At 69.1% G+C, this 24513-nt stretch carries 14 protein-coding genes and 2 pseudogenes; 8 read left to right on the top strand and 8 right to left on the bottom strand.

The genetic code is table 11. From position 1 onward, the window contains the following. Window positions 1-76 precede the first annotated feature (76 nt). The 3 genes and pseudogenes from ACZ3TS_RS35315 (at window position 77) to ACZ3TS_RS35305 (ending at window position 4372) form a co-directional block, all read left to right on the top strand. Window positions 77-976: pseudogene (locus ACZ3TS_RS35315) on the top strand (integrase core domain-containing protein). A 217-nt stretch (window positions 977-1193) separates the two neighbouring features. After that, window positions 1194-1628, top strand: a complete 435-nt coding sequence (locus tag ACZ3TS_RS35310; RefSeq protein ID WP_467625927.1) for a VOC family protein — start codon at window positions 1194-1196, stop codon at window positions 1626-1628. A gap of 356 nt (window positions 1629-1984) precedes the next feature. Next, window positions 1985-4372, top strand: a complete 2388-nt coding sequence (locus tag ACZ3TS_RS35305; RefSeq protein WP_467625925.1) for an ATP-binding cassette domain-containing protein — start codon at window positions 1985-1987, stop codon at window positions 4370-4372. Between the two features lie 575 nt (window positions 4373-4947). Here the strand turns inward: ACZ3TS_RS35305 and ACZ3TS_RS35300 are convergent. After that, the gene (locus tag ACZ3TS_RS35300) at window positions 4948-7107 is read right to left on the bottom strand and encodes an OmpL47-type beta-barrel domain-containing protein (RefSeq protein ID WP_467625937.1); all 2160 of its coding nucleotides are present in this window, start codon (window positions 7105-7107) and stop codon (window positions 4948-4950) included. A 44-nt stretch (window positions 7108-7151) separates the two neighbouring features. Then, window positions 7152-9674 (bottom strand): ThuA domain-containing protein, encoded by a 2523-nt coding sequence (locus ACZ3TS_RS35295; RefSeq protein WP_467625924.1) that lies wholly within the window; start codon window positions 9672-9674, stop codon window positions 7152-7154. 224 nt (window positions 9675-9898) lie between these two features. On the opposite strand from ACZ3TS_RS35295, the gene ACZ3TS_RS35290 reads away from it, so the two are divergent. Together ACZ3TS_RS35290 and ACZ3TS_RS35285 are read left to right on the top strand one after the other, a co-directional pair. Beyond that, complete coding sequence (locus tag ACZ3TS_RS35290) at window positions 9899-10849, top strand: multicopper oxidase domain-containing protein (protein ID WP_467625922.1); 951 nt, start codon at window positions 9899-9901, stop codon at window positions 10847-10849. Between the two features lie 195 nt (window positions 10850-11044). Further along, a complete protein-coding gene (locus ACZ3TS_RS35285) occupies window positions 11045-12013 on the top strand; it encodes a LysR family transcriptional regulator (protein ID WP_467625921.1) in 969 nt (322 codons plus the stop codon). 368 nt (window positions 12014-12381) lie between these two features. Here the strand turns inward: ACZ3TS_RS35285 and ACZ3TS_RS35280 are convergent, their stop codons facing one another. After that, the gene (locus ACZ3TS_RS35280) at window positions 12382-14715 is read right to left on the bottom strand and encodes an FdhF/YdeP family oxidoreductase (RefSeq protein ID WP_467625920.1); all 2334 of its coding nucleotides are present in this window, start codon (window positions 14713-14715) and stop codon (window positions 12382-12384) included. 318 nt (window positions 14716-15033) lie between these two features. Then, window positions 15034-15255, bottom strand: coding sequence for a hypothetical protein (locus ACZ3TS_RS35275; RefSeq protein ID WP_467625918.1), 222 nt, complete (start codon window positions 15253-15255; stop codon window positions 15034-15036). A gap of 121 nt (window positions 15256-15376) precedes the next feature. Here ACZ3TS_RS35275 and ACZ3TS_RS35270 point away from each other — a divergent pair, with 121 nt between their 5' ends. Together ACZ3TS_RS35270 and ACZ3TS_RS35265 are read left to right on the top strand one after the other, a co-directional pair. Continuing rightward, the gene (locus ACZ3TS_RS35270) at window positions 15377-15733 is read left to right on the top strand and encodes an amidohydrolase family protein (protein WP_467625917.1); all 357 of its coding nucleotides are present in this window, start codon (window positions 15377-15379) and stop codon (window positions 15731-15733) included. A 335-nt stretch (window positions 15734-16068) separates the two neighbouring features. Then, on the top strand, window positions 16069-19713 hold the full coding sequence (locus ACZ3TS_RS35265) for a S8 family serine peptidase (RefSeq protein WP_467625915.1): 3645 nt from the start codon (window positions 16069-16071) through the stop codon (window positions 19711-19713). Here ACZ3TS_RS35265 and ACZ3TS_RS35260 read toward each other — a convergent pair. The 3 genes from ACZ3TS_RS35260 to ACZ3TS_RS35250 form a co-directional block, all read right to left on the bottom strand. Further along, window positions 19688-20650, bottom strand: a complete 963-nt coding sequence (locus tag ACZ3TS_RS35260; RefSeq protein ID WP_467625914.1) for an AfsR/SARP family transcriptional regulator — start codon at window positions 20648-20650, stop codon at window positions 19688-19690. The genes ACZ3TS_RS35265 and ACZ3TS_RS35260 overlap by 26 nt on opposite strands. A 428-nt stretch (window positions 20651-21078) precedes the next feature. Beyond that, complete coding sequence (locus tag ACZ3TS_RS35255) at window positions 21079-21510, bottom strand: nitroreductase/quinone reductase family protein (RefSeq protein WP_467625912.1); 432 nt, start codon at window positions 21508-21510, stop codon at window positions 21079-21081. Window positions 21511-22159: 649 nt separating this feature from the next. Then, window positions 22160-23566 carry a DHA2 family efflux MFS transporter permease subunit gene (locus ACZ3TS_RS35250; protein ID WP_467625936.1) on the bottom strand — a complete coding sequence of 469 codons (1407 nt, stop codon included), beginning with the start codon at window positions 23564-23566 and terminating at the stop codon, window positions 22160-22162. 141 nt (window positions 23567-23707) lie between these two features. Between ACZ3TS_RS35250 and ACZ3TS_RS35245 the strand changes: the two genes are divergently transcribed. Further along, on the top strand, window positions 23708-24139 hold the full coding sequence (locus tag ACZ3TS_RS35245) for a MarR family winged helix-turn-helix transcriptional regulator (RefSeq protein WP_467625935.1): 432 nt from the start codon (window positions 23708-23710) through the stop codon (window positions 24137-24139). A 167-nt stretch (window positions 24140-24306) separates the two neighbouring features. Here ACZ3TS_RS35245 and ACZ3TS_RS35240 read toward each other — a convergent pair. After that, window positions 24307-24492, bottom strand: a pseudogene (locus tag ACZ3TS_RS35240) (DUF1330 domain-containing protein); the annotation flags it as partial. Window positions 24493-24513 lie beyond the last annotated feature (21 nt).

Genomic DNA, 24513 nt, shown 5'->3' with positions numbered 1-24513 from the left:
CGAGCACTGCGCGGTCGGGCCAGGCAAGGCGCGGCAGGACGCCGAGCTGGCGGCGCAGCACCGCCTCAGACGCCACATCACCCGCCCGAGCGACTCACGCGACGATCAACAAAAACGTCCGGACACGGTACCGCGCTGGCACCGCGAGCTGGTCGCACGCCGCCACGCTGGCCGCTCCCGGCCCATGCGCCCGGGGAGGCCGCGGACCGTGCGCTCGATCCGGCTCTTGGTATTGCGGCTCGCACGGGAGAACCCCGGTTTGGGATATCGCCGCATTCACGGCGAGCTGCTCGTCCTCCAGATCAAGGTGGCCGCATCTACCATCTGGGAGATTCTCAAGGAGGCCGGGGCGACCCGGCACCCGAGCGCGCTACGAGCACGTGGACGGACTTCCTGCACTCCCAGGCCGACGCCCTGCTGGCGTGCGACTTCCTGGAAACGGTCACCTTGTCCGGGGCGCGGCTGTCATGTATTCGCGGTAATCGAGCACGCCAGCCGCCGGATCCGGATCCTGGGCGCCACCGCGCACCCCGCCGCATCCTGGGTGACGCAAGCCGCGAAGAATCTCGTCATGGACCTCGAAGACGCCGGATGCCGGGCACCGTTTCTGATCCGGGACCGAGACCGGAAGTTCCCCGAACTCTTCGACGCCGTCCTCACCAACGCGGGCATCGAGGTCGTGCTCAGCGGTGTCCGCATGCCGCGTATGAACTCCATCATGGAGCGGTGGGTGCAGACCTGCCGCCGCGAGCTGCTGGACCGGACCCTCATCTGGAATGAGCGGCATCTGCTCCACGCCCTGCGGGAGTTCGAACAGGGCTACAACGAGCACAGGCCGCACCAGGGCATCGCGAACGCCCGCCCCCTCTGCGCCCTCCCCGAGCCGATCGACAACCCGGAACAAATCGCTCGCCTTGCCATACGTCGAACCGACCGACTCGGCGGCCTCCTCCACGAGTACCAACATGCCGCCTGAGCAGGGTGGATGACGTTCTCGGCAAGAGCAAGGTCGAATCGCCCCCCTTCAGAGCGGCTGCCCCGGAGCCCGAGGTGCCGTCCCGGCGCACGGCGCCGATCGGTGCAGCGCTTGCTCGCGCGACGGCGGGGATGCCGACGTGCGTGGCGGGACGGGTGACCAGACCGATCAGGAATGGAGAAGCCCGGGTCACAGAGCCGCAGCTAGCGTGACCGCCATGGACCTCACCATTCACTGGACCTTCCTCCCGCATGACGACCCGGACGCCTCCCTGGCCTTCTATCGCGACACCCTCGGTTTCGAGGTCCGCAACGACGTCGGATATGACGGGATGCGCTGGACCACGGTCGGCCCCGCCGACCAGCCCGGCACGTCCATCGTCCTGGAGCCGCCGGCCGCCGACCCCGGCATCACCGACGACGAACGCCGCACCATCGTCGAGATGATGGCCAAGGGCAGCTACGCCCGCATCACCCTGGCCACCGCCGACCTCGACGGCGTCTACGCGCGGCTGCAGACCAGCGGCGCCGAGGTCGTCCAGGAGCCGACCACGCAGCCGTACGGTGTTCGCGACTGCGCCTTCCGCGATCCCGCGGGCAACCTGATCCGTATCAACGAGCTGCGCGGAGCCGTCCGGCGACAGGAGCCATGACCTGCGCAGACGGCAGCGCGCAGGAGCCCGCGCGCGACGCCTTTGGCGACCGCCGGGCAGGCCGCCGTGACCAGCCCGATGGCAACGTCCTTGAGCCGCTTCGGGACCGATGAGTGCCGAGACCGGGCATCGGCTCACCCGCGACCGGGACCCAGAGGCCCCCCGGCCGGAAGCGGGGTGGATGCCTCGGTTCTGCTGCCACCCCTGCCGACACCGCCCATAGGGTAGACAGCCGACCGTTGCCGCGACCGCGCCGACGAAGGAGAACCCCACGTAGTGTTCGAAGCCGGTCAGATCGAGCCAGGCGACGCCCAAGGAGACCGCGCAGGCGGCCCCGCCCGACAGATGGAGACACGATGAGCATGGCCACGAGGACGGACACGCAGTCGCCTGCGCTGCACGTTGCCGACAGCCACGATTTGATCCGCGTGCACGGCGCGCGCGAGAACAACCTCAAGGACGTCAGCATAGAGATCCCGAAGCGCAGGCTGACGGTGTTCACCGGTGTCTCCGGCTCGGGCAAGAGCTCGCTGGTGTTCAACACGATCGCGGCGGAGTCGCAGCGGCTGATCAACGAGACCTACAGCGCCTTCGTGCAGGGCTTCATGCCGACGCTGGCGCGGCCCGAGGTCGACGTCCTCGACGGGCTGACGACCGTGATCACCGTCGACCAGCAGCGGATGGGTGCCGACCCCCGCTCCACGGTCGGCACTGCCACCGACGCCAACGCGATGCTGCGCATCCTCTTCAGCCGGCTCGGGCAGCCGCACATCGGCCCGCCCAGTGCGTACGCCTTCAACGTCCCCTCCGTCCGGGCGAGTGGCGCGATCACGGTCGAGCGCGGCGCCAAGAAGGCGGAGAAGGCGACCTACAGCCGCACCGGCGGCATGTGTCCCCGCTGCGAGGGCCGGGGCTCGGTCACCGACATCGACCTCTCCCAGCTGTATGACGACAGCAAGTCGCTCAACGAGGGGGCGCTCACGATCCCCGGCTACAGCATGGACGGCTGGTACGGCCGCATCTTCCGCGGCTGCGGCTTCTTCGACCCGGACAAGCCGATCAGCAAGTACACCAAGAAGGAACTGCACGACCTGCTCCACAAGGAGCCGACCAAGATCAAGGTCGAGGGCATCAACCTGACGTACGAGGGTCTGATCCCGAAGATCCAGAAGTCGATGCTGTCCAAGGACGTCGACGCGCTGCAGCCGCACGTCCGTGCCTTCGTGGATCGGGCGATGACGTTCACCACCTGCCCCGAGTGCGACGGCACCCGGCTCAGCGAGGGAGCCCGGGCGTCGAAGATCAAGGGGATCAACATCGCCGACGCCTGCGCGATGCAAATCAGCGACCTGGCCGAATGGGTGGGCGCCCTCGACCAGCCGTCGGTGGCACCGCTGCTGGTCAAGCTGCAGCACACCCTCGACTCGTTCGTGGAGATCGGCCTCGGCTACCTCTCGCTGGACCGCCCGTCGGGCACGCTGTCGGGCGGCGAGGCACAGCGCACCAAGATGATCCGCCACCTCGGCTCCTCGCTCACCGACGTGACCTACGTCTTCGACGAGCCCACCACGGGCCTGCACCCTCATGACATCCAGCGGATGAACGACCTGCTGCTGCGGCTGCGGGACAAGGGCAACACAGTGCTCGTCGTGGAGCACAAGCCTGAGGTGATCGCGATCGCCGACCACGTCGTCGACCTCGGTCCCGGCGCAGGTACGGCGGGCGGAAGCGTCTGCTTCGAGGGCACCGTCGAGGGACTGCGGGCCGCCGGCACCATTACCGGCCGTCACTTCGACGACCGGGCCTCCCTGAAGGAGACCGTGCGAAAGCCCACCGGCACGCTGGAGATCCGCGGCGCGACGGCGCACAACCTGCGCGACGTCGACGTCGACATCCCGCTCGGGGTGCTGACCGTGATCACCGGCGTCGCCGGCTCAGGCAAGAGCTCGCTGGTCCATGGGTCGATCCCCACTGACGCGGGTGTGGTGTCGGTCGACCAGAGTGCGATCCGCGGCTCCAGGCGGAGCAACCCGGCGACGTACACCGGACTGCTCGACCCGATCCGCAAGGCCTTCGCGAAGGCCAACGGCGTGAAGCCGGCGCTGTTCAGCGCCAACTCCGAGGGTGCCTGTCCCACCTGCAACGGCGCCGGCGTCGTCTACACCGACCTGGCGATGATGGCCGGCGTCGCCACCACCTGCGAGGAGTGCGAGGGGAAGCGGTTCGAGGCATCGGTCCTCGACTACCACCTCGGTGGACGCGACATCAGCGAGGTGCTGGCGATGTCGGTGACCGAAGCCGAGGAGTTCTTCGGCGCCGGCGAGGCGCGCACGCCTGCGGCACACCGCGTCCTCGAGCGACTCGCCGACGTCGGGCTCGGCTACCTCACCATCGGCCAGCCGCTCACCACTCTGTCCGGCGGCGAGCGGCAGCGGCTCAAGCTGGCCACACACATGGCCGAGAAGGGCGGCGTCTACGTCCTCGACGAGCCGACCGCCGGCCTGCACCTCGCCGACGTCGAGCAGCTGCTCGGCCTGCTCGACCGACTCGTCGACTCCGGCAAATCGGTCATCGTCGTCGAGCACCACCAGGCGGTCATGGCGCACGCCGACTGGATCATCGACCTCGGCCCCGGCGCGGGCCACGACGGCGGCCGGATCGTCTTCGAGGGAACCCCCGCCGACCTCGTCACCGCCCGCTCCACCCTCACCGGCGAGCATCTCGCGGCCTACGTCGGCATCTGACCGAGGTCCTCGCGGTCAGGGGGCGCCGTTGACGAGCAGCCGACCAACAGGCAAGTAACCGGCGGATGGCCTCAAGAGCGGAGGCCGATGCCGGTGCGGCGGGGGCGGGCGTACCTCGCGATGCGCTGGACGCCCGTTCCGTTGCGCAGTCCGAGGGCACCTGCTCGTCGGGCCGCGGGCGATTCGGCTCGGCCGGGGGGGTGAGTGCTGTAGTCGGCTGCCCATAGAGAGGCGAACTTCGCCGTGGGGTCACCGCCCGCACGGCCGGCCACCCCCCACCGCCTCCCAAGGAGCGGGCGGATGCGGCGCGTGATCGCGTGGCGATGCTCGAGGCCGCCGCCGGGCTGTTCGCCGAACATGGCGTGGGCGACGTCTCCATGGACCAGATGGCGGCCGCCGCGGGAGGGACGGCAAGGGCACCGTGTGCCGCCGCTTCGGCAGCAGCTCCGGACCGGCCGCGGCGCTGCCGACCGCCAGCGACCTCGGGCTCGGCCACCTGACGTGCCCGCCCGGGTATCCCAGACGCAGGGAGGACCCGGGCGGGTACGGGCGAGCCGAGCGCCGGCAGGCGCTCCCTACAGCTCCTTGATCCGGATGTCCCGGTAGGAGATCACATCCGTCGTGCTGTGCACCTGCAGTCCGATGTAGCCTGAGGCGAACCGTCGCCCGTCCGTGCCCGGGTCGTCCGAGCGTGGCGGGTAGAAGTCCTGGCCGCCGATGTTGTCGAACTCGTTGATCAGCACACCGTTGCGGTAGACCGAGTAGTGCTGGTCGACCACACGGATCTCGTAGTCGTTCCAGGTGCCCTTCTGCGTGACGCCGGCCCCGGCGAGCCCCACCCGGTCGAAGCCGTAGATCGAGCCCGTCTTGTACATGTCGCCGTCGGACCGGTCGAGGACCTGCACCTCGTGCCCGTACTTGATGGCCACCCACTCCGGACGCGGCTCCTCCGGGTGGTCGTGCACCCATGGGAAGCGGACGAACACCCCGGAGTTGGCGTTCCCGGTGCCGGGAGCGTCATCACGCCACTGGAGCTTCAGCGAGAAGTCGCCGTACTTGCGCTGCGGGAACCAGAGCATGCCCAGGCCCGGCTTGGTGGTGCCGCTGGTGATCGACCCGTCGGCGTTCAGGGCGAATGAACCGCCGCCCACCTGCTCCCACTTGGCGAAGGACTCGGGGCTGCCGTCGAAGATCTTGCGGTAGCCCTCGGTCTGCCCCGGTCGGCCGATCGTGGACTGGCGTGCGGCCCGCTGGATCGCGTTGTACTCGCGCTGGTCGATGACGCCTTCGTCGAGGAGCCGGTCCAGGACGGTCTTGACGTGCTTCAGGAACAGCGCGTGGGACGTCCACTCCTTTTCGTCCTCGATCAGCTCGTTGATCCGGCAGCGGTTGTTCGTCACCCGGTTGGGCACGCCCGAGTCGACCGTGCCGACGATCACCGTCAACCGCTCGTCGTACTCGGGGCAGTTGGGTGCGGGAACCCCGCCGCCCGCCACCACGGTGAAGCTCACGGTCTGCGCCTCGGAGGTGTTGCCCGCCTTGTCGCTCGCCCGGTACGCGACGGTGTGGGCACCCGCGCGGTCGACCACCACGGGGGTGGTGTACGCCAGGTAGGGCCCGCCGTCGAGCGAGTACTCGACGCTCGCCACACCCGAGCCGCCCTCGTCCGTCGCGCTCACCGTCACCTCGGCGTTGCCGACGTATGCGCCGTCGGAGTTCTTCGTACCCTCGAGGGTCACGCCCGTCACCGGCGCGGTGGTGTCCTGCGGCGGCGCAGCGACGACCGTGAACTCCACGCTCTTCTCGGCGGAGACGTTGCCCGCCTTGTCGGTGGCGCGGTAGCGCACGGTGTGCGTGCCGAGCTGGTGCACCATCACGGGCCCGGTGTACGGCTGCCAGGTCCCCGAGGCGACGGCGTACTCGATCGTGTTGACCCCGGAGCCGGTGTCGGAGGCGGTGACGGTGACCGTGGCCATGTCGATGTACGCCCCGTCGGCGTTCCGCTCGCCGCTCACCGTCGCCGAGGTCTCCGGCGGCGTGGTGTCGTCGGACGGCGGAGCGACGACGGTGAACTCGGCGCTCTTCTCGGCCGAGACGTTGCCCGCCTTGTCCAGGGCGCGGTGGCGGACCTTGTGGCTGCCCACCTCGTCGACGACGATCGGCGCCGTGTACGGCTGCCAGGCACCCGCGTCCCCGATCGCGTACTCGATCCGGTCGACGCCGCTGCCGCCCTCGTCGGTGGCGCCGATCGTGACGGTCGCCGAGCCGACGTACTCGCCCTGCGCGTTCTGCGTGCCGGTCACCTGGGCGGAGGTCTCGGGCGGTGTCGTGTCCTCGCCGCCGCCCTCGGTCACCACCAGGATGCCCTGCATCTGTCCGTGGCCGGGGATCGTGCAGTGGTAGAAGTACCGGCCGGGTGTGAGCGTGACCTCGGCCGTGTGACGTCCGCCCATGTCGTCGTTCGGGTTGGCCAGGATGTTGAGCTGGACGTCGCTGTTGTACTCGGGATCGTCGGTCACGAACGTCAGCGTGTGCGGCATGCCGGTGGTGTTGCCGGTGGCCGCGCTGTTCTCGAAGACGATCGTCGCCGGACCCGCCACCGCCGTCGTGGGCGCCGACACGTACTTCGTGATGTCGTCGCCGGCGGTCCAGGTGAGCACTTGTTGGGCGGCGGGGGCCTCGGCTCGTGCGGCCGGCTGTCCGGCCGCGGACGCCGTCTGCAGCCCGAGCATCATGAGCAGGGCGGCCAGCAGGGCGGCCCAGATTCTCCACTGCCGTTTCACGCGGTCCTCCTCGCCAGCTGGTCGGCGGCCGGCGTGGGCCCGCCGCCCGTGTACGTGACCCGCCACAGGGCCGACTTGGAGTCCGAGGTGAAGAAGCCGCGGCCGTAGTCGAGGACGTACAGCGCGCCGTCCGGACCGAACTTCCAGTCCATGAGGTTCTTGATGCCGTCGTTGCCGATCGGCACGATCTTCTTCAGCGACTCCGAGTGCACCGGAAGACCGCCGTCTCCCTGTGTCGTGGGGTCCATGAGCACGGCGTTGCGCGGCTGGTCGGCGTCGTAGAAGTCGCCGACGAACCATTTGCCGTCCCAGTAGGCGGGCCACTTGGTCTCGTTCGCGTTCGTGGCGTCGTAGCGGTAGACCGGTCCGTTCATCGCGGCCTGGCCGCCGCCCTTGAGCCAGGGCAGCCGGTAGGCGGCCTCCTCCGGCTTGTACGACGGGACGCCGTTCGCGTCGCGCGGGTAGTCCGGGGCACCGCCCTGCGGCGAGTACCAGATGTTGTTGCCGGTGACCGGCGGGAGGTTGACCAGGCCGTCGTTGTTCGGCGACTCGTTCTTCGGGTGGTCGCAGTCGTACCAGCCCAGCGGCTGGGAGGGATCGGGCAGGTTGCGGTCGCGGTAGGGCTGCTTGTTGCCCATGCAGTACGGCCAGCCCCGGTTGCCCGCCTTGGTGATCACGGCGAACGTGTCGTACTTGGCCGGCCCCCAGGTCGGTGACGGCTGGCTCGCGTCGGGACCGACCCAGCCCGCGTAAAGGATGTCGCTCGACTTGTCGACGAAGATGCGTGCCGGGTTGCGCACGCCCATGACGTAGATCTCGCCGCGGGTCTTGCCGCCGCCCTCCTCGGTCTCCTTGCCGGTGAAGAGATTGCCTTCGGGAATCGTGTACGTCCCGTCGGGCTCCGGGTGGATGCGCAGGATCTTGCCGTTGAGGTTGTTGGTGTTGCCGGCCGTGCGGCGCGCGTCCGCGAAGGAGACGCCCTTGTAGTTGGGCTGGGGGTTGTTGCCCGAGTAACCGCCGCTGAATCCACTGGAGTTGTTGTCGCCCGTGGCGATGTAGAGGTTGCCCTTGGAGTCCCAGGCCATCCCGCCGCCCGCATGGCAGCAGCTGTGGATCTGCACCGGCCACGTGAGCAGCACCTTCTCGCTGCCCAGGTCGAGCTTGTTGGTCGCGAGGTCCAGGGTGAAGCGGGAGACGCGCCGCTCGGCCATGTGCGAGTCGCGGTTGATCTGCGAGTGCGGCGTGTAGTGCAGGTACACCCAGCCGTTCTGCTCGAAGCGCGGGTCCAGCTCGATGCCGAGCAGGCCCTCCTCGACCTTGGTCAGCTCGTCGCCGCCGCCCTTGTTGCCGAAGACCGTCAACTCGCCCGCCAATGTGACTTTTTTGGTCTTCGGGTCATAGACGTGGATCTGACCCTTGCCCTTGCCGATGTCGGGGTTGTTCCAGTCGGTGATCACGGGCTGCGAGCCGTCGGCACCGCCTCTGCCGATGTAGAGCACGCGGCCGTCGGGTGCGGTGACCAGGCCGTGCGGCTCGCCGATCTGGTCGCTTTGACCCGGCTGGTTGGGCTGGGTGAGCCGCTCCGCCTTGTAGTTGCCGGTGATCGTGGCCTTGCAGTCGGCCTGCACCAGCCGCGTGGTCCACAACAGGGCACCGCGCAAGTGGGTGCGGAAGTCGGTCTCGTCGTACGACGACACCGTGCCGCCCATGCCGGTGTAGAAGGAGCGTCCGCCGTCGTAGTCCCGGCACCAGCTGACCGGGTGGTCCCAGCCATTGCCGCTCGTCCCGGGCTGGTACGTCGACTCCCGCACCCGTGCCACGGTGTGCACCTCGCCGGACGGGTTCTTCACCCAGTTGAGCCACTTGTCGGGCCGCTTCCACTGCAGCGGCAGGTCCTTGGTGGCCGGATGGTGCCGGTCGCCGACCTCGACGGTGGCCCGCTGGACGTTCGCCGGGCTGGAGGCGGCCGGGCGGGCACCGACGAGGCCGGTGAACCAGTCCGAGTACGGCTCCGCGCGGGCCGCGTCGTGGATGCCGACGAATCCGCCGCCGGCCTCCATGTACGCCTCCAGGCCCGCCTCCTGCTCTGGATCGAGGACGTCACCGCCGCCGGTCAGGAACACGATCGCGTTGTAACGGCCCAGCCTGGTGCTGTTGGTGAAGACCGAGGCGTCGTCCGTGGCCTCGACCTTGAAGCGCTGGTTGGCCGGACCGGACAGCCCGATCCGCTCGATGGCCTCGATTCCGGCGTTCACGATCGGCGACTCGTCCCCGGCCGCGGCGGATCCGTGGAAGATCAGCACCCGTACGTTCGAGCCGCCCGGCGGCGACTTGATCGACATCGTTGTCAGGGACGGCTCCGGGGCCGGACGCGCGCTGGCGGCGGGGCCCGACAGCAGGCTGGCGGCGAGGGCGCCCGCGGTCAAAGCGGCCGGCCAGAGGCGTCTTGTCGCGGTTGTTCCACTTTTCCTGCTTGTCGTGCTTGTCGTGCTTCTCGTGCTCAACCCTCGTAAGTGCATGGGTTTTTGATGCGATGTGAACCGCACGTGGTCACCCACCCCTCCTTGGTCGCAGCAACAGCGCCAAGGAAGCTAGACCTCTTTGCACGGTTCGCCAATAGATATGACCGCGATGCATCGAACTTTGTCCTGAGTGTGGATAAACCCCGTCGCGGCCGGTACCGTCTCACAGGTTCACCACAGCTACGTCTTTGCACATTCCGTACCAGCGTGGGGAGTTGGCCATGGACAGACGCAGCTTCAACAGGCGGGTGCTGCTGGGCGGCGCGGCCGTCGCGACATCGATGTCCCTGGCGCCGGAGTCCGCCGCCGCGGACGGTCCGGCGAAGACTGCCGCGGCCGGGAGCGAGGTCAAACACATCAAGCTGTACGCCGAGAAGCTGGCCGACGGGCAGATGGGCTACGGATTCGAGAAGGGCAAGGCGACGATTCCCGGCCCGCTGATCGAACTCGACGAGGGCGACACCCTGCACATCGAGTTCGAGAACACGATGGACGTGCCGGCCAGCCTGCACGTCCACGGCCTGGACTACGAGGTCTCCAGTGACGGAACGAAACTGAACAAGAGCGATGTCGAGCCGGGCGGCACCCGTACCTACACCTGGCGCACCCATGCGCCCGGCCGCCGCCAGGACGGCACCTGGCGGGCGGGCAGCGCGGGCTACTGGCACTATCACGACCACGTCGTCGGCACCGAGCACGGCACCGGTGGCATCCGCAAGGGCCTCTACGGCCCGGTGATCGTCCGCCGCAAGGGAGACATCTTGCCGGACCGGACGCACACGATCGTCTTCAACGACATGACGATCAACAACCGTCCGGCGCACTCAGGGCCCGACTTCGAGGCCACCGTGGGTGAGCGGGTCGAGTTCGTGATGATCACGCATGGCGAGTACTACCACACCTTCCACCTGCACGGTCACCGCTGGGCGGACAACCGCACGGGCACGCTCACCGGGCCCGACGACCCGAGTCAGGTGATCGACAACAAGATCGTCGGCCCGGCGGACTCCTTCGGTTTCCAGGTCATCGCCGGCGAGGGCGTCGGAGCGGGTGCATGGATGTACCACTGCCATGTACAGAGCCACTCCGACATGGGGATGGTGGGGCTGTTCCTGGTGAAGAAGCCGGACGGGACCATTCCCGGATACGAGCCGCACGACCACGAGCACTGACCATCGCGGCGGGCGACCCTGGTACTGACCCGAGGCGGCCTCGAAGCCGTCCTCGATCCCGCGGTCTGCATCGCGACAGTTGATGGCACATCAACGTGGGACAGGGTCGCTCGACCGGCCAGGTGGAGTTGGACACAGAGACAGTCCGTATCCTTTGGGTACAACACCGGCCCACACGGAGAGGCCACCTCCCTCATGCTCTTCCGGCAGCTCGAATACCTGGTGGCCGTGGCCCGGGAACAGCACTTCGCCCGCGCCGCCGAGTCCTGTGGGGTGACCCAGCCCTCGTTGTCCGAGGGGATTCGCAAGCTCGAAGAGGAACTGCAGATCCCACTCATCGAACGAGGACGACGCTTCGACGGCCTGACCGCGGAGGGCGAGCGAGTCGTGATGTGGGCGCAGCAGATCCTGGCTGACCGCAGCGCTCTCACGGACGACGTCCAGGCCATGCGCACCGGTCTTGGTGGCCGAGTCCGCATCGGTACGGTGCCCACGGCTTCCACCACGGTCCCGCGCCTGGTCGAGTCACTGACGTTGCGTCATCCGTTGCTGAGCGTCCAGGTCACGACGGATCTGACGTCGCGGGACGCTCTGGCGATGCTCCGGGACCACTCCCTCGACGCCGCTCTCACCTACGTGGACGACGAAGTGAGAGCGGCCTTCCGCGTGGTGCCGCTGTACAGCGAGAAGTACGTCCTGCTCACCGAGACCACCCGTGCCCCGTTCGACGACGGCACGGCCGTGCCCTGGGACGCGGCAGCGAAGCTGCCGCTGTGCCTGCTCGTCCCCACCATGCAGGGACGGCGCATGATGGACGCGTGCTTCGCCGACGCCGGAAGCGAGGCCACAGCACGGGTGGAGACGGACTCGTTCGCCTCGCTGATCGCGCACGTGACCACCGGCCGCTGGGCCGGGATCGTTCCCGTGGCCTGGCTCCATGCCCTCGGTGTCCCGCCTGGGCTGCGCGCGCTGCCCATGGCCGAGCCCACTCTGGCGGCCCGGATAGGTCTGGTCGCCTTCCGCCGGGACCCGGAGTCGGTGACGGTGCACGCGCTCCTGAACGCGGCGCGGGGCCTCGACCTCAGGGCCCTGGAGCGACTTCCCGCCCCGTTCCTGCACTCGGCAACGGCCGATGACGCGGCCGTGCGTCATCCGACGGGCTGAGGCACGGCGACCCGTTCAACGCCGCACAGGCGCCGACCGACCGGCCGCGCAGGAAACCCAGCAGGGGCAGGCCGGCCTCCGCGGCCATGTCCGCGGCGGGGTGAGTACGGGGCGCCTGCCCGATGACCTTGCCTATGCGTTGCGGCGCCACCATCGTCACACAGACCCGTGGTGTCGAAGAGACGCTGGGTTGCCTGCTGCCGGTCGGACAGGGAGAAACCGGGTCGGAGGCGATCCGCGCCCGGCCCTCTGCCATGCTCCACCGCGCGGTGGCACGCACGCAGGGAGCGGATGCCCGGCACCCCGGCGGGGCGCATGAATGACTCCCTCGCTGACCGGGGCGGCACCCCATGGCCAGACCGAAGTCGTTACCCAGGGTGTGCAGCGCCACCCTGAGGGAGCGATCGCTGGGTGCGGTCGGCGGCGGGCTCCAGACGGACCACGATGCCCTTGGAGGTGGGACAGTTGCTGACGTCGGCGACGCTGTCGAGGGGCACCAGGACGTTGGTCTCCGGGTAGTAGGCGGCGGCCGAACCGCGGGACGTCGGGTACGGCACCACACGGAAGTCCTCGGCTCGGCGCTCGCTGCCGTCGTGCCAGACACTCACCAGGTCGACCATCTGCATGTCGGCCAGTCCCAGGGCTTGCACGTCTTCGGGGTTGACCAGGACCACGCGGCGACCGTTGTGGATGCCGCGGTAGCGGTCGTTCATCGCGTAGGGGATGGTGTTCCACTGGTCGTGCGACCGCAGGGACTGCAGGATGAGGTGTCCTGCCGGCGCGTCCAGCATCTCGAAATCGTTGCAGGTGAAGACGGCCTTGCCGGTCGAGGTGTTGAAGGTCAGGTCGTTGACGGGGTTGCGCAGCAGGAAGCCGCCGGGCCGGGTGACACGTTCGTTGAAGTCCTCGAACCCCGGCACGACACGGGAGATCCGGTCACGGATCGCGCCGTAGTCCTTCTCGAACTCCTCCCAGGAGATGGCCGGGGAGTCACGGAGCGTGAGACGGGCCAGTCGGGAGATGATCGCCACTTCGCTCAGCAGTTCGTCGGAGGCGGGCCTGAGCCGTCCTCGCGAGGTGTGCACGATGCTCATGGAATCCTCTACGGTGACGAACTGCTCACCGCCGGCCTGAATGTCCCGGTCGCTGCGGCCCAGCGTGGGCAGGATCAGCGCGGTCCGGCCGCAGACCGTGTGGGATCGGTTGAGCTTGGTCGAGATGTGCGCCGTCAGCCGGCAGCTGCGCATTGCCTTCTCGGTCACCTCACTGTCCGGGGTGGCCCTGACGAAGTTCCCGGCCACACCGAGGAAGAACTTCGCCCTGCCGTCACGCATGGCCCGGATGGAGTCGACGGAGTCGTAGCCGTGCCGGGTCGGTGGGGTGAACCCGAACTCACGCCCGAGGGCGTCAAGGAAGCTCTGCGGCATTCGCTCCCACACGCCCATGGTGCGGTCGCCCTGCACGTTGCTGTGGCCGCGCACCGGACACACCCCGGCACCGGGCTTGCCTATGTTGCCGCGCAGCATGAGGAAGTTGACGATCTCGCGGATCGTGGGCACGCCGTGCTTCTGCTGGGTCACGCCCATGGCCCAGCAGACGATGATGCTCTTGGCGTTCAGGACGCGCTCGTGAACCTCTTCGATCTCCTCGCGGGACAGACCGGTGGCCGCGAGGACGTCCTCCCAGGAGGTCTTGCGCGCATGCTCGGCAAAGGCCTCGAATCCCGTGCTGTACGCCTGGATGAAGGCGTGGTCCACGACCGTGCCCGGATGGGCGTCCTCGGCCTCGAGCAGCAGCAGGTTCAGCGCCTGGAAGAGGGCGAGGTCGCCGCCGGCGCGGATGTGCAGGAACTGGTCGGCGATGGCCGTGCCGCGGCCGAGCACACCGCGGGGCTTCTGCGGGTGCTTGAAACGGATCAGTCCGGCCTCGGGGAGGGTGTTGACGGCGACGATGTGGCCGCCGTTGCGCTTGGTCTCCTCCAGGGCCGACAGCATGCGCGGGTGGTTCGTCCCGGGGTTCTGTCCCACGACGAAGATCAGATCGGCGTTGTGGAGGTCGTCGAGGCTCACGCTGCCCTTGCCGACGCCGAGGGTCTGCATCAGCGCGGAACCGCTGGACTCGTGGCACATGTTGCTGCAGTCCGGCAGGTTGTTGGTGCCGAAAGCGCGGGCGAAGAGCTGGAGAAGGAACGCCGCCTCGTTGTTGAGCCGACCGGAGGTGTAGAAGAGGGCCTCGTCCGGCGAGTCGAGTCGGCGCAGCTCCTGAGCCATCAAGGAGAGCGCCTCCTCCCAGCCGATGGGCTCGTAGTGGTCCGATCCAGGTCGTTTGACCATGGGTTCGGTCAACCGCCCCTGCTGATTGAGCCAGTAATCGGACTTGCGGCCCAACTCCTCGACCGTGTGACGCTCGAAGAAATCACGTCCCACACGCCGCGACGTCGCCTCGTCATTGATGTGTTTGGCGCCGTTTTCGCAATACTCGTTGAGGTGCCGCTTCCCGGATTCCGGCTCCGGCCACGCACAGCCCGGACAGTCGATGCCCTTGGCCTGGTTGATGTTCAGCAGCGTCAGCATCGTCCGCCGGGGCGAGGTCTGGCTCAGCGAGTACTGCAGGGCATGGGTGACCGCGGGGAGACCGGTCGCCCACTTCTTGGGAGGGGTGACGGCCAGCTGGTCGTCAGTGGGATCTTCCAGGACACCCATGGTCCGGCCTGCCTTCCCTTCCGCTGCCACGCATCGGTGCGCCTGGAAATGCAGGCAAGCGCCGAGCGGGCTTCGGATTTCACAGAAATCGTCGCCAATGCTCCGCCCCGAAAAGCTACGTCTGCCCATGACTCGACGTCAAAGAGGCAATTCCTTGCCCTTGATAGGCGGGGCCGATGACGGTCCCGACAGGCGGCTCCAATGAAAAGCGATCCCTATCCGGTGGACCGGAGAGCTGCGAGAATGCCGCCGGAAGCGCCATTTCTGGCTTCCTCCCCGGCGGAGCTCCAGAACATTGGCAACGCTTGCAGTGCCCCGTCACTGCGGCTGCAGGACGAAGTCGTATTGACAGCCGGCGCGCGTGTGGGGCGCCACCAATGACGACGGAATCAGGCTGATGTACTGCCACGGCTTCACGACGCCGGAGACCGTGTACGTCCACGCCTCGACGCTGTCGGCCGACTCCTGCCACCGGATCGCGGCGACGGGCGGTTCGGTCTCCGTGTCGACCGAGAGCGAGCAGAGCGCCGGGCAGGGCACCCGACGACCTGGGCGGTCCGCGCCCACGGCATCCCCGTCTCGCTGTCGATGGACCTCAGCGTGTGGTGGAGCGGTGACCTGTTCTCCGCCATGCGCACCACCCTGGGTGCGGACCGGGCTCGTGAGCACATGGGCCACCCTCGGCGGCGCGTCGGCACTCGGCCGCGAGCACGATCTGGGCAGCCTGGAAGTGGGCAAGAAGGCCGACGTCGTATTGCTGAAGAACGACCACTCGCCGGTCGCGTTCCCCCTGCTCAACGTCTACGGCCACGTGGCGTTCCAGGCACAGCGCGGCGACGACCAGATCGGCAGACCAAGGCCACGGGGCTACACCGGGGCGAATCCCGACGTGCTCAGCGACGCGTCCGTGGGGTGCAGGGTGCCTTGCCCGCGGGACCGGTCACGGTGGGAGACCTGCTTTTGGCGGGCAGCACGCCCCGTGGCAGCGCAGCGGTGGTTACGGCGCCTCGCAGCATAGTCCGGCCAGCACGCTCGCGGTTCGCTCTACTACGACACAACCAGCCGCAGGGAACGGAGCATTGCTCCCGGCGATCTCCCCGGTACCACGCCCACGATCGCGGGCGGATCGGCTGCCGGACCGCCGAGGCGCAGGTTCCGGGTGATGTCTTTCGGCTGTGTCGCAACTGTGCAATGGCACAGAAGCGACAGCCAAACCCCATTGCTCAAGGCGGAATGCGACCCGATCCTCCAGAGGGTTTTCCGATCTCCGCTTCCCTTTAGGGGTTTTCCTTGCCTGTCGTTCCCAGACTCAGACCAGGGCCGATCGCGCTTGCCGCAGTAGCCGCTCTGGCGATGGTGGGCATACCGGCCACCGCCGCGGTACCCCGGGATCCGGCCGGTCCGGCACCGGCCGTCGACGTCGTACACCAGCCGCCCGGCAAAGGTGGCACGCACAGTGTCACCCTGATCACCGGTGACAAAGTCACGATCGGCACGGCCGCGGACGGCACTGTCGTCCGGTCCTTCGAAGGCGCGAACGGAACCACCACGGGTTTCCATCGCGCCGTCATCGACGGCTCGACGTACGTCTATCCCGACTCCGTCCTGCCCTACGTCGGCACCGGGAAGCTGGACAAGCAACTGTTCAACGTGACGCTGCTGATCGCTGACGGCTACGACGACGCGCACACCTCCCGGCTGCCCCTCATCGTGAGCTACACCGACGCCGCCGCCAGGTCCCGGACCCAGCCGAAGCTCGCCGGCTCGACCGACGTCCGCCGGTTGGACAGCATTCAGGGCGCGGCCCTCGCGCAGAACCGCAAGCAGGCTCCGGCGTTCTGGTCGGCGCTCACCGGCGGATCCGGCGTCGGGGCCCGGTCGGCGACCCCGGGCTTCGCGGGCGGCATCGCCAAGGTCTGGCTGGACGGCAAGGTGAAGGCCGACCTGGCCGACTCCACCGCCCAGATCGGCGCCCAGCAGGTCTGGTCGGAAGGCGACACGGGCAAGGGCGTCAAGGTGGCGGTGCTCGACACCGGCGTGGACACCGAACACCCCGACCTGGCCGGGCAGGTGGACTCCAGCGCCAGCTTCGTCCCGGACGAGGACATCGCCGACTACAACGGCCACGGTACCCACGTCGCCTCGACGATCGCCGGCACGGGCAGCGCCTCCGACGGGAAGGAACAGGGCGTCGCCCCCGGAGCCCGGCTGGAGATCGGCAAGGTGCTCAACTCCGAGGGCGGGGGCCAGGAGTCCTGGATCATCGCGGGTATGGAATGGGCCGCCCGGGACACCCAGGCCAAGATCATCAGCATGAGCCTGGGCGGCGGTGGAGACGACACCGACCCCATGAGTCAGGCCGTCGACCGGCTCAGCCGCGAGACCGGCGCGCTCTTCGTCATCGCGGCGGGCAACGGCGGCCCTCGCTCCATCAGCAGCCCCGGCGCCGCGGACTCGGCGCTGACCGTGGGCGCCGTGGACTCCGCGGACCGGCTCGCCGACTTCTCCAGTCAAGGCCCGCGTGACGGCGATGCGGGGCTGAAGCCCGAAATCACCGCACCCGGCGTCGACATCCTCGCGGCCCGCTCCCACTACAAGCGGGGCTCGGGCTACTACACCACGATGAGCGGCACCTCGATGGCGACACCGCACGTCGCCGGTGCCGCCGCGCTGCTCGCCGCCGCCCACCCGGACTGGACCGGTCCGCAGCTGAAGGAGGCACTGGTCAGCAGCACCAAGGCCACCCCGTCGTACAGCCCGTACCAGGCGGGCAGTGGGCGGCTCGACGCCCTGGCGGCGGTGCACGCCTCGGTCTTCGCGACCGCGAGCGCCTATTCCGGTTTCCACACCTGGCCCCCCGAGCCGGGCGAGAGGGACGTCCAGAAGGTGACGTACACCAATGTCGGCGACGCCCCGGTCAGCCTCGACCTGGCGATCGACACCGCCGCGCCCGCCGGGCTGTTCACCCTCTCCCACGACCACGTCACCATTGCCGCGCACGGCACCACCTCGGTCTCCCTGACCGCGGAACTGGACCGGCTGCCGGCTGACGAGGCGATCAGCGGCATGATCACCGGTACGGACAGTGCCGGCGCGGTCCGGGCCCGGACCCTGATCGGTGCCCACAGGGAGGGACAGCGGCAGAACCTCACCGTCACCGCGAAGGACCGGTCGGGCAAGCCGCTCTCCGGCAGGGTCATCCTCGTCGCGGAGCACCTCTGGACGGTGCTGGACCTCGACGCGTCCGGCACCGGCACCGCGCGGATGCCCGTCGGCAGCTACAGCGGATGGCTCACCGCCGATGTGCAGGGTGCCAACGGGCCCCACTCGCGGGGCATGGCGCTGCTCGCCTTCAACGACGTCCGGTTGGACCGGGACCGGACCGTCACCCTGGACGGCAGGAAGGCCCGTCAGATCCTGGCGCACGTCCCGCGGGAGACCACCGCCCTCGCGCCGCGGCTGGACGTCCACCGGTCGTTCAGCGACAGCTTGGTCGAGTCCTCCATGTTGCCCGATCCCTCCTACGACAGCATCTGGGCGCTGCCGACCGGCAAGAAGGTCACCGAGGGCGAGTTCGAGGTCGGTGCCCGCTTCCGTCTCGAGCAGCCGGCGCTGACCGTGGGCACCAGGTCGAAGACCTATCACGATCCGCTGGTCAAGCGCGCGGCCGAGCCGCTGCCGGCCGGCACCCGAACGCTGACGGCTGTCTTCGCCGGGAAGGGTACGGTCGCGGAGCCGGCACGGCACGTGCGCGGAAAGGCCGTGGTGGTGCGGGACAGCGACCCGGCCGGAATCGCGGCACAGGCGGAAGCCGCGGCGGCAGCGGGGGCACGCTTGCTCCTGGTCGTCCACGACGGCATCGGCCGACTGCAGCCCTGGGACGAAACCCCCTGGAGCCCTCAGAGCCCGGCCCCGTTGACGGTGGCGACGCTCAACGCCGACCAGGGCGGTGACCTGATCAAGGCGCTCCAGCGGGGCGAGGTCAAGGTGAAGGTCACCTCGCATCCCACGACCGACTACCTCTACGACGTGGTGCACCACTGGTCCGGTTCGGTCCCGGCGAACCCGACCTGGCGACCGAAGCAGAGCGAGCTGGCCCGGGTGGATGTCTCGTTCCGCAACTACCGGCCGGACAAGGCGCTGGAATTCCGCACGGACGTCTGGCGGGGCTGGGCCGTCTCGAACCAGGTCACCGCTCCCGCACAGGGTGAGCGCACCGACTGGGTCACGTCCGACGCCGACTGGGTGGAGGACGCCTTCATCAGCCGCGAGACCGGGCAACACTCGGTCGGGGTCCTTCGGTACCGGGACGGGAAGACCGCAAAGGTCAGCTGGTTCGGGCCGGTCCAGCGGCCCCGGATGGGTCCGGTGGGCTATCAGCCGGTGCGCTACCTCGACACCGTCTACATCCCCGCGCCCGGCTGGGGTGACTCCGGTGCCGGCCATGTCGGCGAAGCCCGCGGAAACTTCGCCGTGAAGGACTGGATGTCGCTCTACCAGGGCGACCAGCAGCTCAACTGGGGCAACGCCGAGTACCTGCAGATTCCCGGTCTCGCCGCGGAGCGGCTGCCCTATCGGCTGGTGGTCGACAACGACCGGGGAACCTGGGCCAATCCGTACTCCACGCACACGCTGACCGAGTGGAAGTTCACCTCCGCGGTCACCGGGGCCGAGTCGGCGGAGTCCCTGCCGCTGATCCAGCTCGACTACGGAGTGGACACCGACAAGGCGGGCCTGGCGGAGCGGCACACCGGGCTGACAGTGACCGCCTCGCACCTGCCCGGTACGACGGCCGCCATCGAGAAGCCCTCCCTCGAGGTCTCCTACGACGACGGCGTGACCTGGCACCGGTCGGAGCTGAGCCGCAACGATGCCGGATGGCGGACGAGTCTGCACGCGCCGAAGTCCGCCGGCTTCGCCACGCTCCGGGTCACCGCCCGGGACAGCGCCGGCAACAGCGTCTCGCAGACGATCACCCGGGCCTTCGGCCTGCGCTGACGCCAGCTGACGCAGAACCCGCTGGGCGGAGCCGCAGCCTGCGGCCCCGCCCAGCAGCGTAGGGTCCCGCTCGTCCCGCCGGTTTCTCGGCGAAGTGGCCTGGGGACACACGGGCCGACTCCGCCATGACGCCGCCTGCCGCTGTCCAGCGTCGCGAGGGCAGGACTCCTCCGGCGCCGGCGACCGTGCGGGCGCACACCGCGTTACTGCGTGGCCTTCTCTCCGGTGGGCCCCGCTGCGAACCACCGCGGGCGACAGCAAGCCGGGCGACTTGAACGGCCAGGGCGTCGACGGGAAGATCGTCAGCAGCTTCACTCGGCGGTTCGATCCGCAGCAGATCCAGCAGGCGTACGGAGCCGGGCAGCGCGCTGGCCGCCGTCGTCCGTGACGAAACGGAACGTGGAGGTGATGGCCGCTGGGCGGCCTGCAGCTCAGGGCCCGGCTGTACGGCCAGCTCGTCGGCGAGTTGGGCGCGTACGGTTCGGTAGACGTCCAGAGCCTCCGCCTGGTGCCCGGTGGCCGCGAGCACCAGAATCAGCCTGGCCTGGAGCGCCTCGTCCAGCGGATGTTGCGCGGCGGCTTGCCGAAGCGTCACCAGCACCCGCGCACCCAGCCCCTGTCCGGCCTCCAGCGCCAGCTCGGCCCCCTCCTTGACGGCGGCCAAATGCTCGCCGTCCACGGCGCCGAAGGCCGGACGGGATCTCACTTCGGCCGCAATTCCGGAGGCCGTGGGGCCTCGCCAAAGGGCCAGGGCCTCGATCAACAGCTCCGTGGCCAAGGCCGGATTCCCGTTCTCCGCCGCCCCTTCCGCCTGCTGTCGCAGAGCCCGGAAGCGCAGCAGGTCGAGGCAGTCGGGCTCCACTTCGAGGCGGTAGCCACCGGAGCCGCGCACCAGCCACCGTGACTCGCCCCTCGCCGCAAGATCGGGCTCCGGCAAACGCCAACTCCCCGATGTGACGCTGTACGACGTTCAGAGCGCTCGCCGGCGGATCCTGGCCCCACAGGACGTCGATGATCTCGTGGACGGCCACCGGATGCCCCACCTGGGTCAGCAACAACGCGAGCAGACCGCGCTGCTTGGTCGGTCCCAGCGTCAACTCCGTGTCGCCCCGCCATGCCCTGACAGGCCCCAGCACTGTGAAACGCGTACGCACAAGGTTCCCCGACTGACAACGACGACATACGCAACCGGCGCGACCAGGGTCAGGGACGCGCGACTGCGGACGAGCACAGTTCCGGATGAGCCCGGCGGTGGCGTCCGCCCCTGAGCCTGGGTCCCGCCGACGACACCACATCGTGGCATCGCGCTCGACCCGGGCCGCCCAGCGCGTTCCCCGCTGTGGTGCCGGTCGGCAGCTTCGCGACTCACCCGTCTGATGCCAGTGGCTCCAGTTTCACGATGGGGAACTTGCGCGAGGTCTTGGTCTCGTACTGAGCGCTGTCGGGCCAATACGCCGACCAGATCCCGTAGAGACGCTCCCACTCGGGCGACGCATGCGTCACGACAGTAGGCGTCGCCCTGAGGATGCGCTCCCCCACCTCGATGGTCACCTCAGGCATGGCGGCGACGTTGCCGACCCAGGCCGGATCCTTCTCCGCGCCACGCGCGGAGCCGCAGACGAGGAGACTGTCACCGTCGGCCGCGTACACAAGGGGGTTCACCCGTTCCTGGCCGGTACGGCGCCCGACCGTGTGCAGGAGCAGCAGGTGCTTGCCCTCAAAGTGACCTCCAACGACTCCGCCCCGCCCCCGGAACTGCCCGATGACCTGCCTGTTCACCTGATTCACGTCGCCCATGTCCGCCTCGCTCCGCCGAAGACCCGACCAGCCATTAGCCAACCAGCGAATGGCGCGGCTGCGCCGAGCCACGCCGGAGCCAGGCGGAGGACGTCAAGCGCAGCAGCCGGGCTGAGTCCGGCGAAGCGGCACCCGACGGGCCGCCCGCGGCCGCCTTCGGTGCGGCTGCCCTGGGCGCCAAAGGAACTGTCCGCGCCCGATGACCGTGGTTGCCGCTCCGGCATCACCGACTTGGCGACCTCCCACGAGCCATCCCGCACGAGCCCACCCCGCCTCCCCCCGACCCCCGTCCGGCGGAGGCACGAGACGGCCTTGCCCCCGGCGCCCGACAGCGCCCCGGTAACCGCTTCGCGTCGCCGTCGTACTGCGCGGGCGTGGCCGCCACAGCCCGGCGGATCAGGTCGGAGTGGCAGCGGACCGAGTCCGGCGAAGCGGCACCCGACGCGGCGGCTGGGTGCCGCATGCAGCACCCAACGGAAACGAACCGCACACGACGCTGGGCGGACTCGTGCGGGCAGGCGTCATTGCCCAGCTCATCCTCAGGCCGGGCCAGATCAGGGACCGGCCTCTGGGAACCCGGCGGTCGGCGCCCACGCCGCCGTCAAGGACGGTCAGGAGGCGGCCGGCCGCGGGCAGGCGCGGGACGTTGTCAGCGGGCGTTCTCGCGTCGGCGCCGGAGTGGTGCGGACCGGCTCGAGGCAGTGGTGCCGCGTGCCGCGGCGCGGGCCGGCCCGTCGGGGACGGTGAAGGCGAAGACCGAGGTCACCGCCGCGATCGCGGCCAGGGCGAGGTAGGCGTGTCGATAGGCAGCGATGGGCGGGTCCGCTGCGGCCGCCGCGGGGGTGCTCAGAACCAGGGCCGTGGTCACCGCGGCTGGTGCGAGGGCGCCTCCGGTCTGGCGTACAACGGTGTTCAGCATGGAGGCCTGGGCCACGTCCTGCCGGGCGATGGTCGCCAGCGAGGCCACCGTGGTCGGCATGAAGACCCCGCCCATGGCGACACCGAGCAGGAACATGTAGCCGCGGAAGGTCCACAGGCTGGTGTGCTCGTCACAGGTGGCGAAGAGCAGCAGGACGGCACTGACGCCGGCCAGACCGCAGCCGATGATGACTCGCGGGCCGACCCTGGCGTAGAGGGCCCCGGCGATCTGGACCGTCAGCAGGACACCGAAGGCCTCGGGGAACGTGCTGGTGCCGGACTCCAGGGCGGTGCGGCCCTGTCCCTGCTGGAGAAACAGCGGGCCGAGGTACATGGCGCCCAGGATCGGCACCAGGCCCACCAGGTTGATCAGGTTGGTGTCCCGGAAGAGCCGATGCGCGAAGAGACGGAGCTTCAGGAGCGGCTCGGCGGTGCGCAGTTCGAAGGCAATGGCGGCGGCGAGCAGGATCGCGCCGAGTACCAGGGCGGTGACCACGGCCACGGAGGACCAGCCGCGGTTGGGGCCTTCGCAGATGCCGAACATCAAGGCGCCCAGGGACGCCGCGCTCAGCAGCAGTCCGGTCAGGTCGAAACGGCCGGGCCGATGGCCACGGTGCTCGGCGAGGAACAACACCCCGAACAGTACGGCCGGCAGGCCCACCGGCAGGTTGACGTAGAAGACCCAGCGCCAGGACAGGTGGTCCACCAGCAGTCCGCCGAGGACGGGGGCGGCGGCAGGGGCGATCTGCTGCGGGATGATCATGTACCTGGAGATCCGCACCTGCTCCGAGGAGGTGAAGGTGGCGAACAGCAGGGAGGCCGAGGCCGGGAAGAGCACTCCGGCGGACAGTCCCTGGACCGCACGGAATGCGACGAGCCGGCCGAGGTCGGCGGCCGCGCCGCACAGCAGTGAGGAACCGAGGAATGCGGCAAGGGCGCTGAGCAGGACCCGTTTGCCGCCGAAACGTTCGACCAGCCAGGCCGAAGCAGGGATCGCCATGGCCAGGCAGACCGGGTAGACCACGACCACCCCGTCCAGTGCGGCCGTGGTCAGCCGGAACTGACGGGCGATCGACGGAAGGGCCACAGTGGTGATCGCTCCGTCGACGATCGCGATGAACGTCACGCAGACGCACATGACGGGGACGACCAAGCGCTGGCTGAGGTGGAAGGAGGGGACAGGCGGGACGGGGGAACGTCGGGACAGCAGCACATACTGAGCATACTCACTATGTGGATGCTCATAGAATCGGATCAGCGCGACGGAGCGGGGAACGACATGGCAGTGCACGGCAGCAGCGACATCCTGGTCGACGAGCTCTACGAGACGACGCACCAGCTGCGCCAATTCGTCGACGCCCGGCTACGGGCCAACGGAGCCTCCGTCGCCCGACTACGCGCCCTGCGGATGCTCGCACGGGCGCAACAGCCCCTGCGGATGCGGGACCTGAGCGAGATGACGGGAGTCGCGGCACGGACCACGACCAGCATCGTCGACAGCCTGGAACGCGACGGGCTGGTAGAGCGCGTACGCCACCCGCACGACCGCCGCGCATTCCTGCTGCGCCTCACCGACAAGGGCCTGCGATGCCACAGCGAGGCAGAAGAGGTGGACCGCCTCGCTCTCGCAGAGGCAACAGCCAACCTGAACGTGGAGGACCGCGTACAGCTGCGGGCCCTGCTCGCCCGCATCCGCGAGGCCACAGCCTGACACCAGCCGCAGGCGGCCCGCAGCTCGAAGAGCACCCTCCAAAAAGCCGCGACCGTCGCCCCCCTCGCCGCGCACAGCGAGGCCGACGGACAGTGCGCTTCTCCCCCACCGCCTCGCCCAAGGAATAGTCATCCGCGGCCGCCCTGGACCTGGCCCGCCCGAGGCGGTTACTGGGCGGGCAGGGCCGCGCGCATCACCTCTGCGGTGGCAGCCGCGTCGTAGCCCTCGGGAACGCCCGGGACCAGGACGATGTCACCCTCGATGTGCCGCGAGCGCAACGGCGCGATCTCCTGATACGCGGGTGAGTCCCACCAGGCCCGCGCCTCGCTGATCCCGGGGAAGCCGATCACTACGGGCAAGCGCGTCAAGGCGGT

It is taken from the genome of Streptomyces sp. NPDC022910 (genome assembly GCF_055561075.1).
This window is presented reverse-complemented; position numbering and strand designations above follow the sequence as displayed.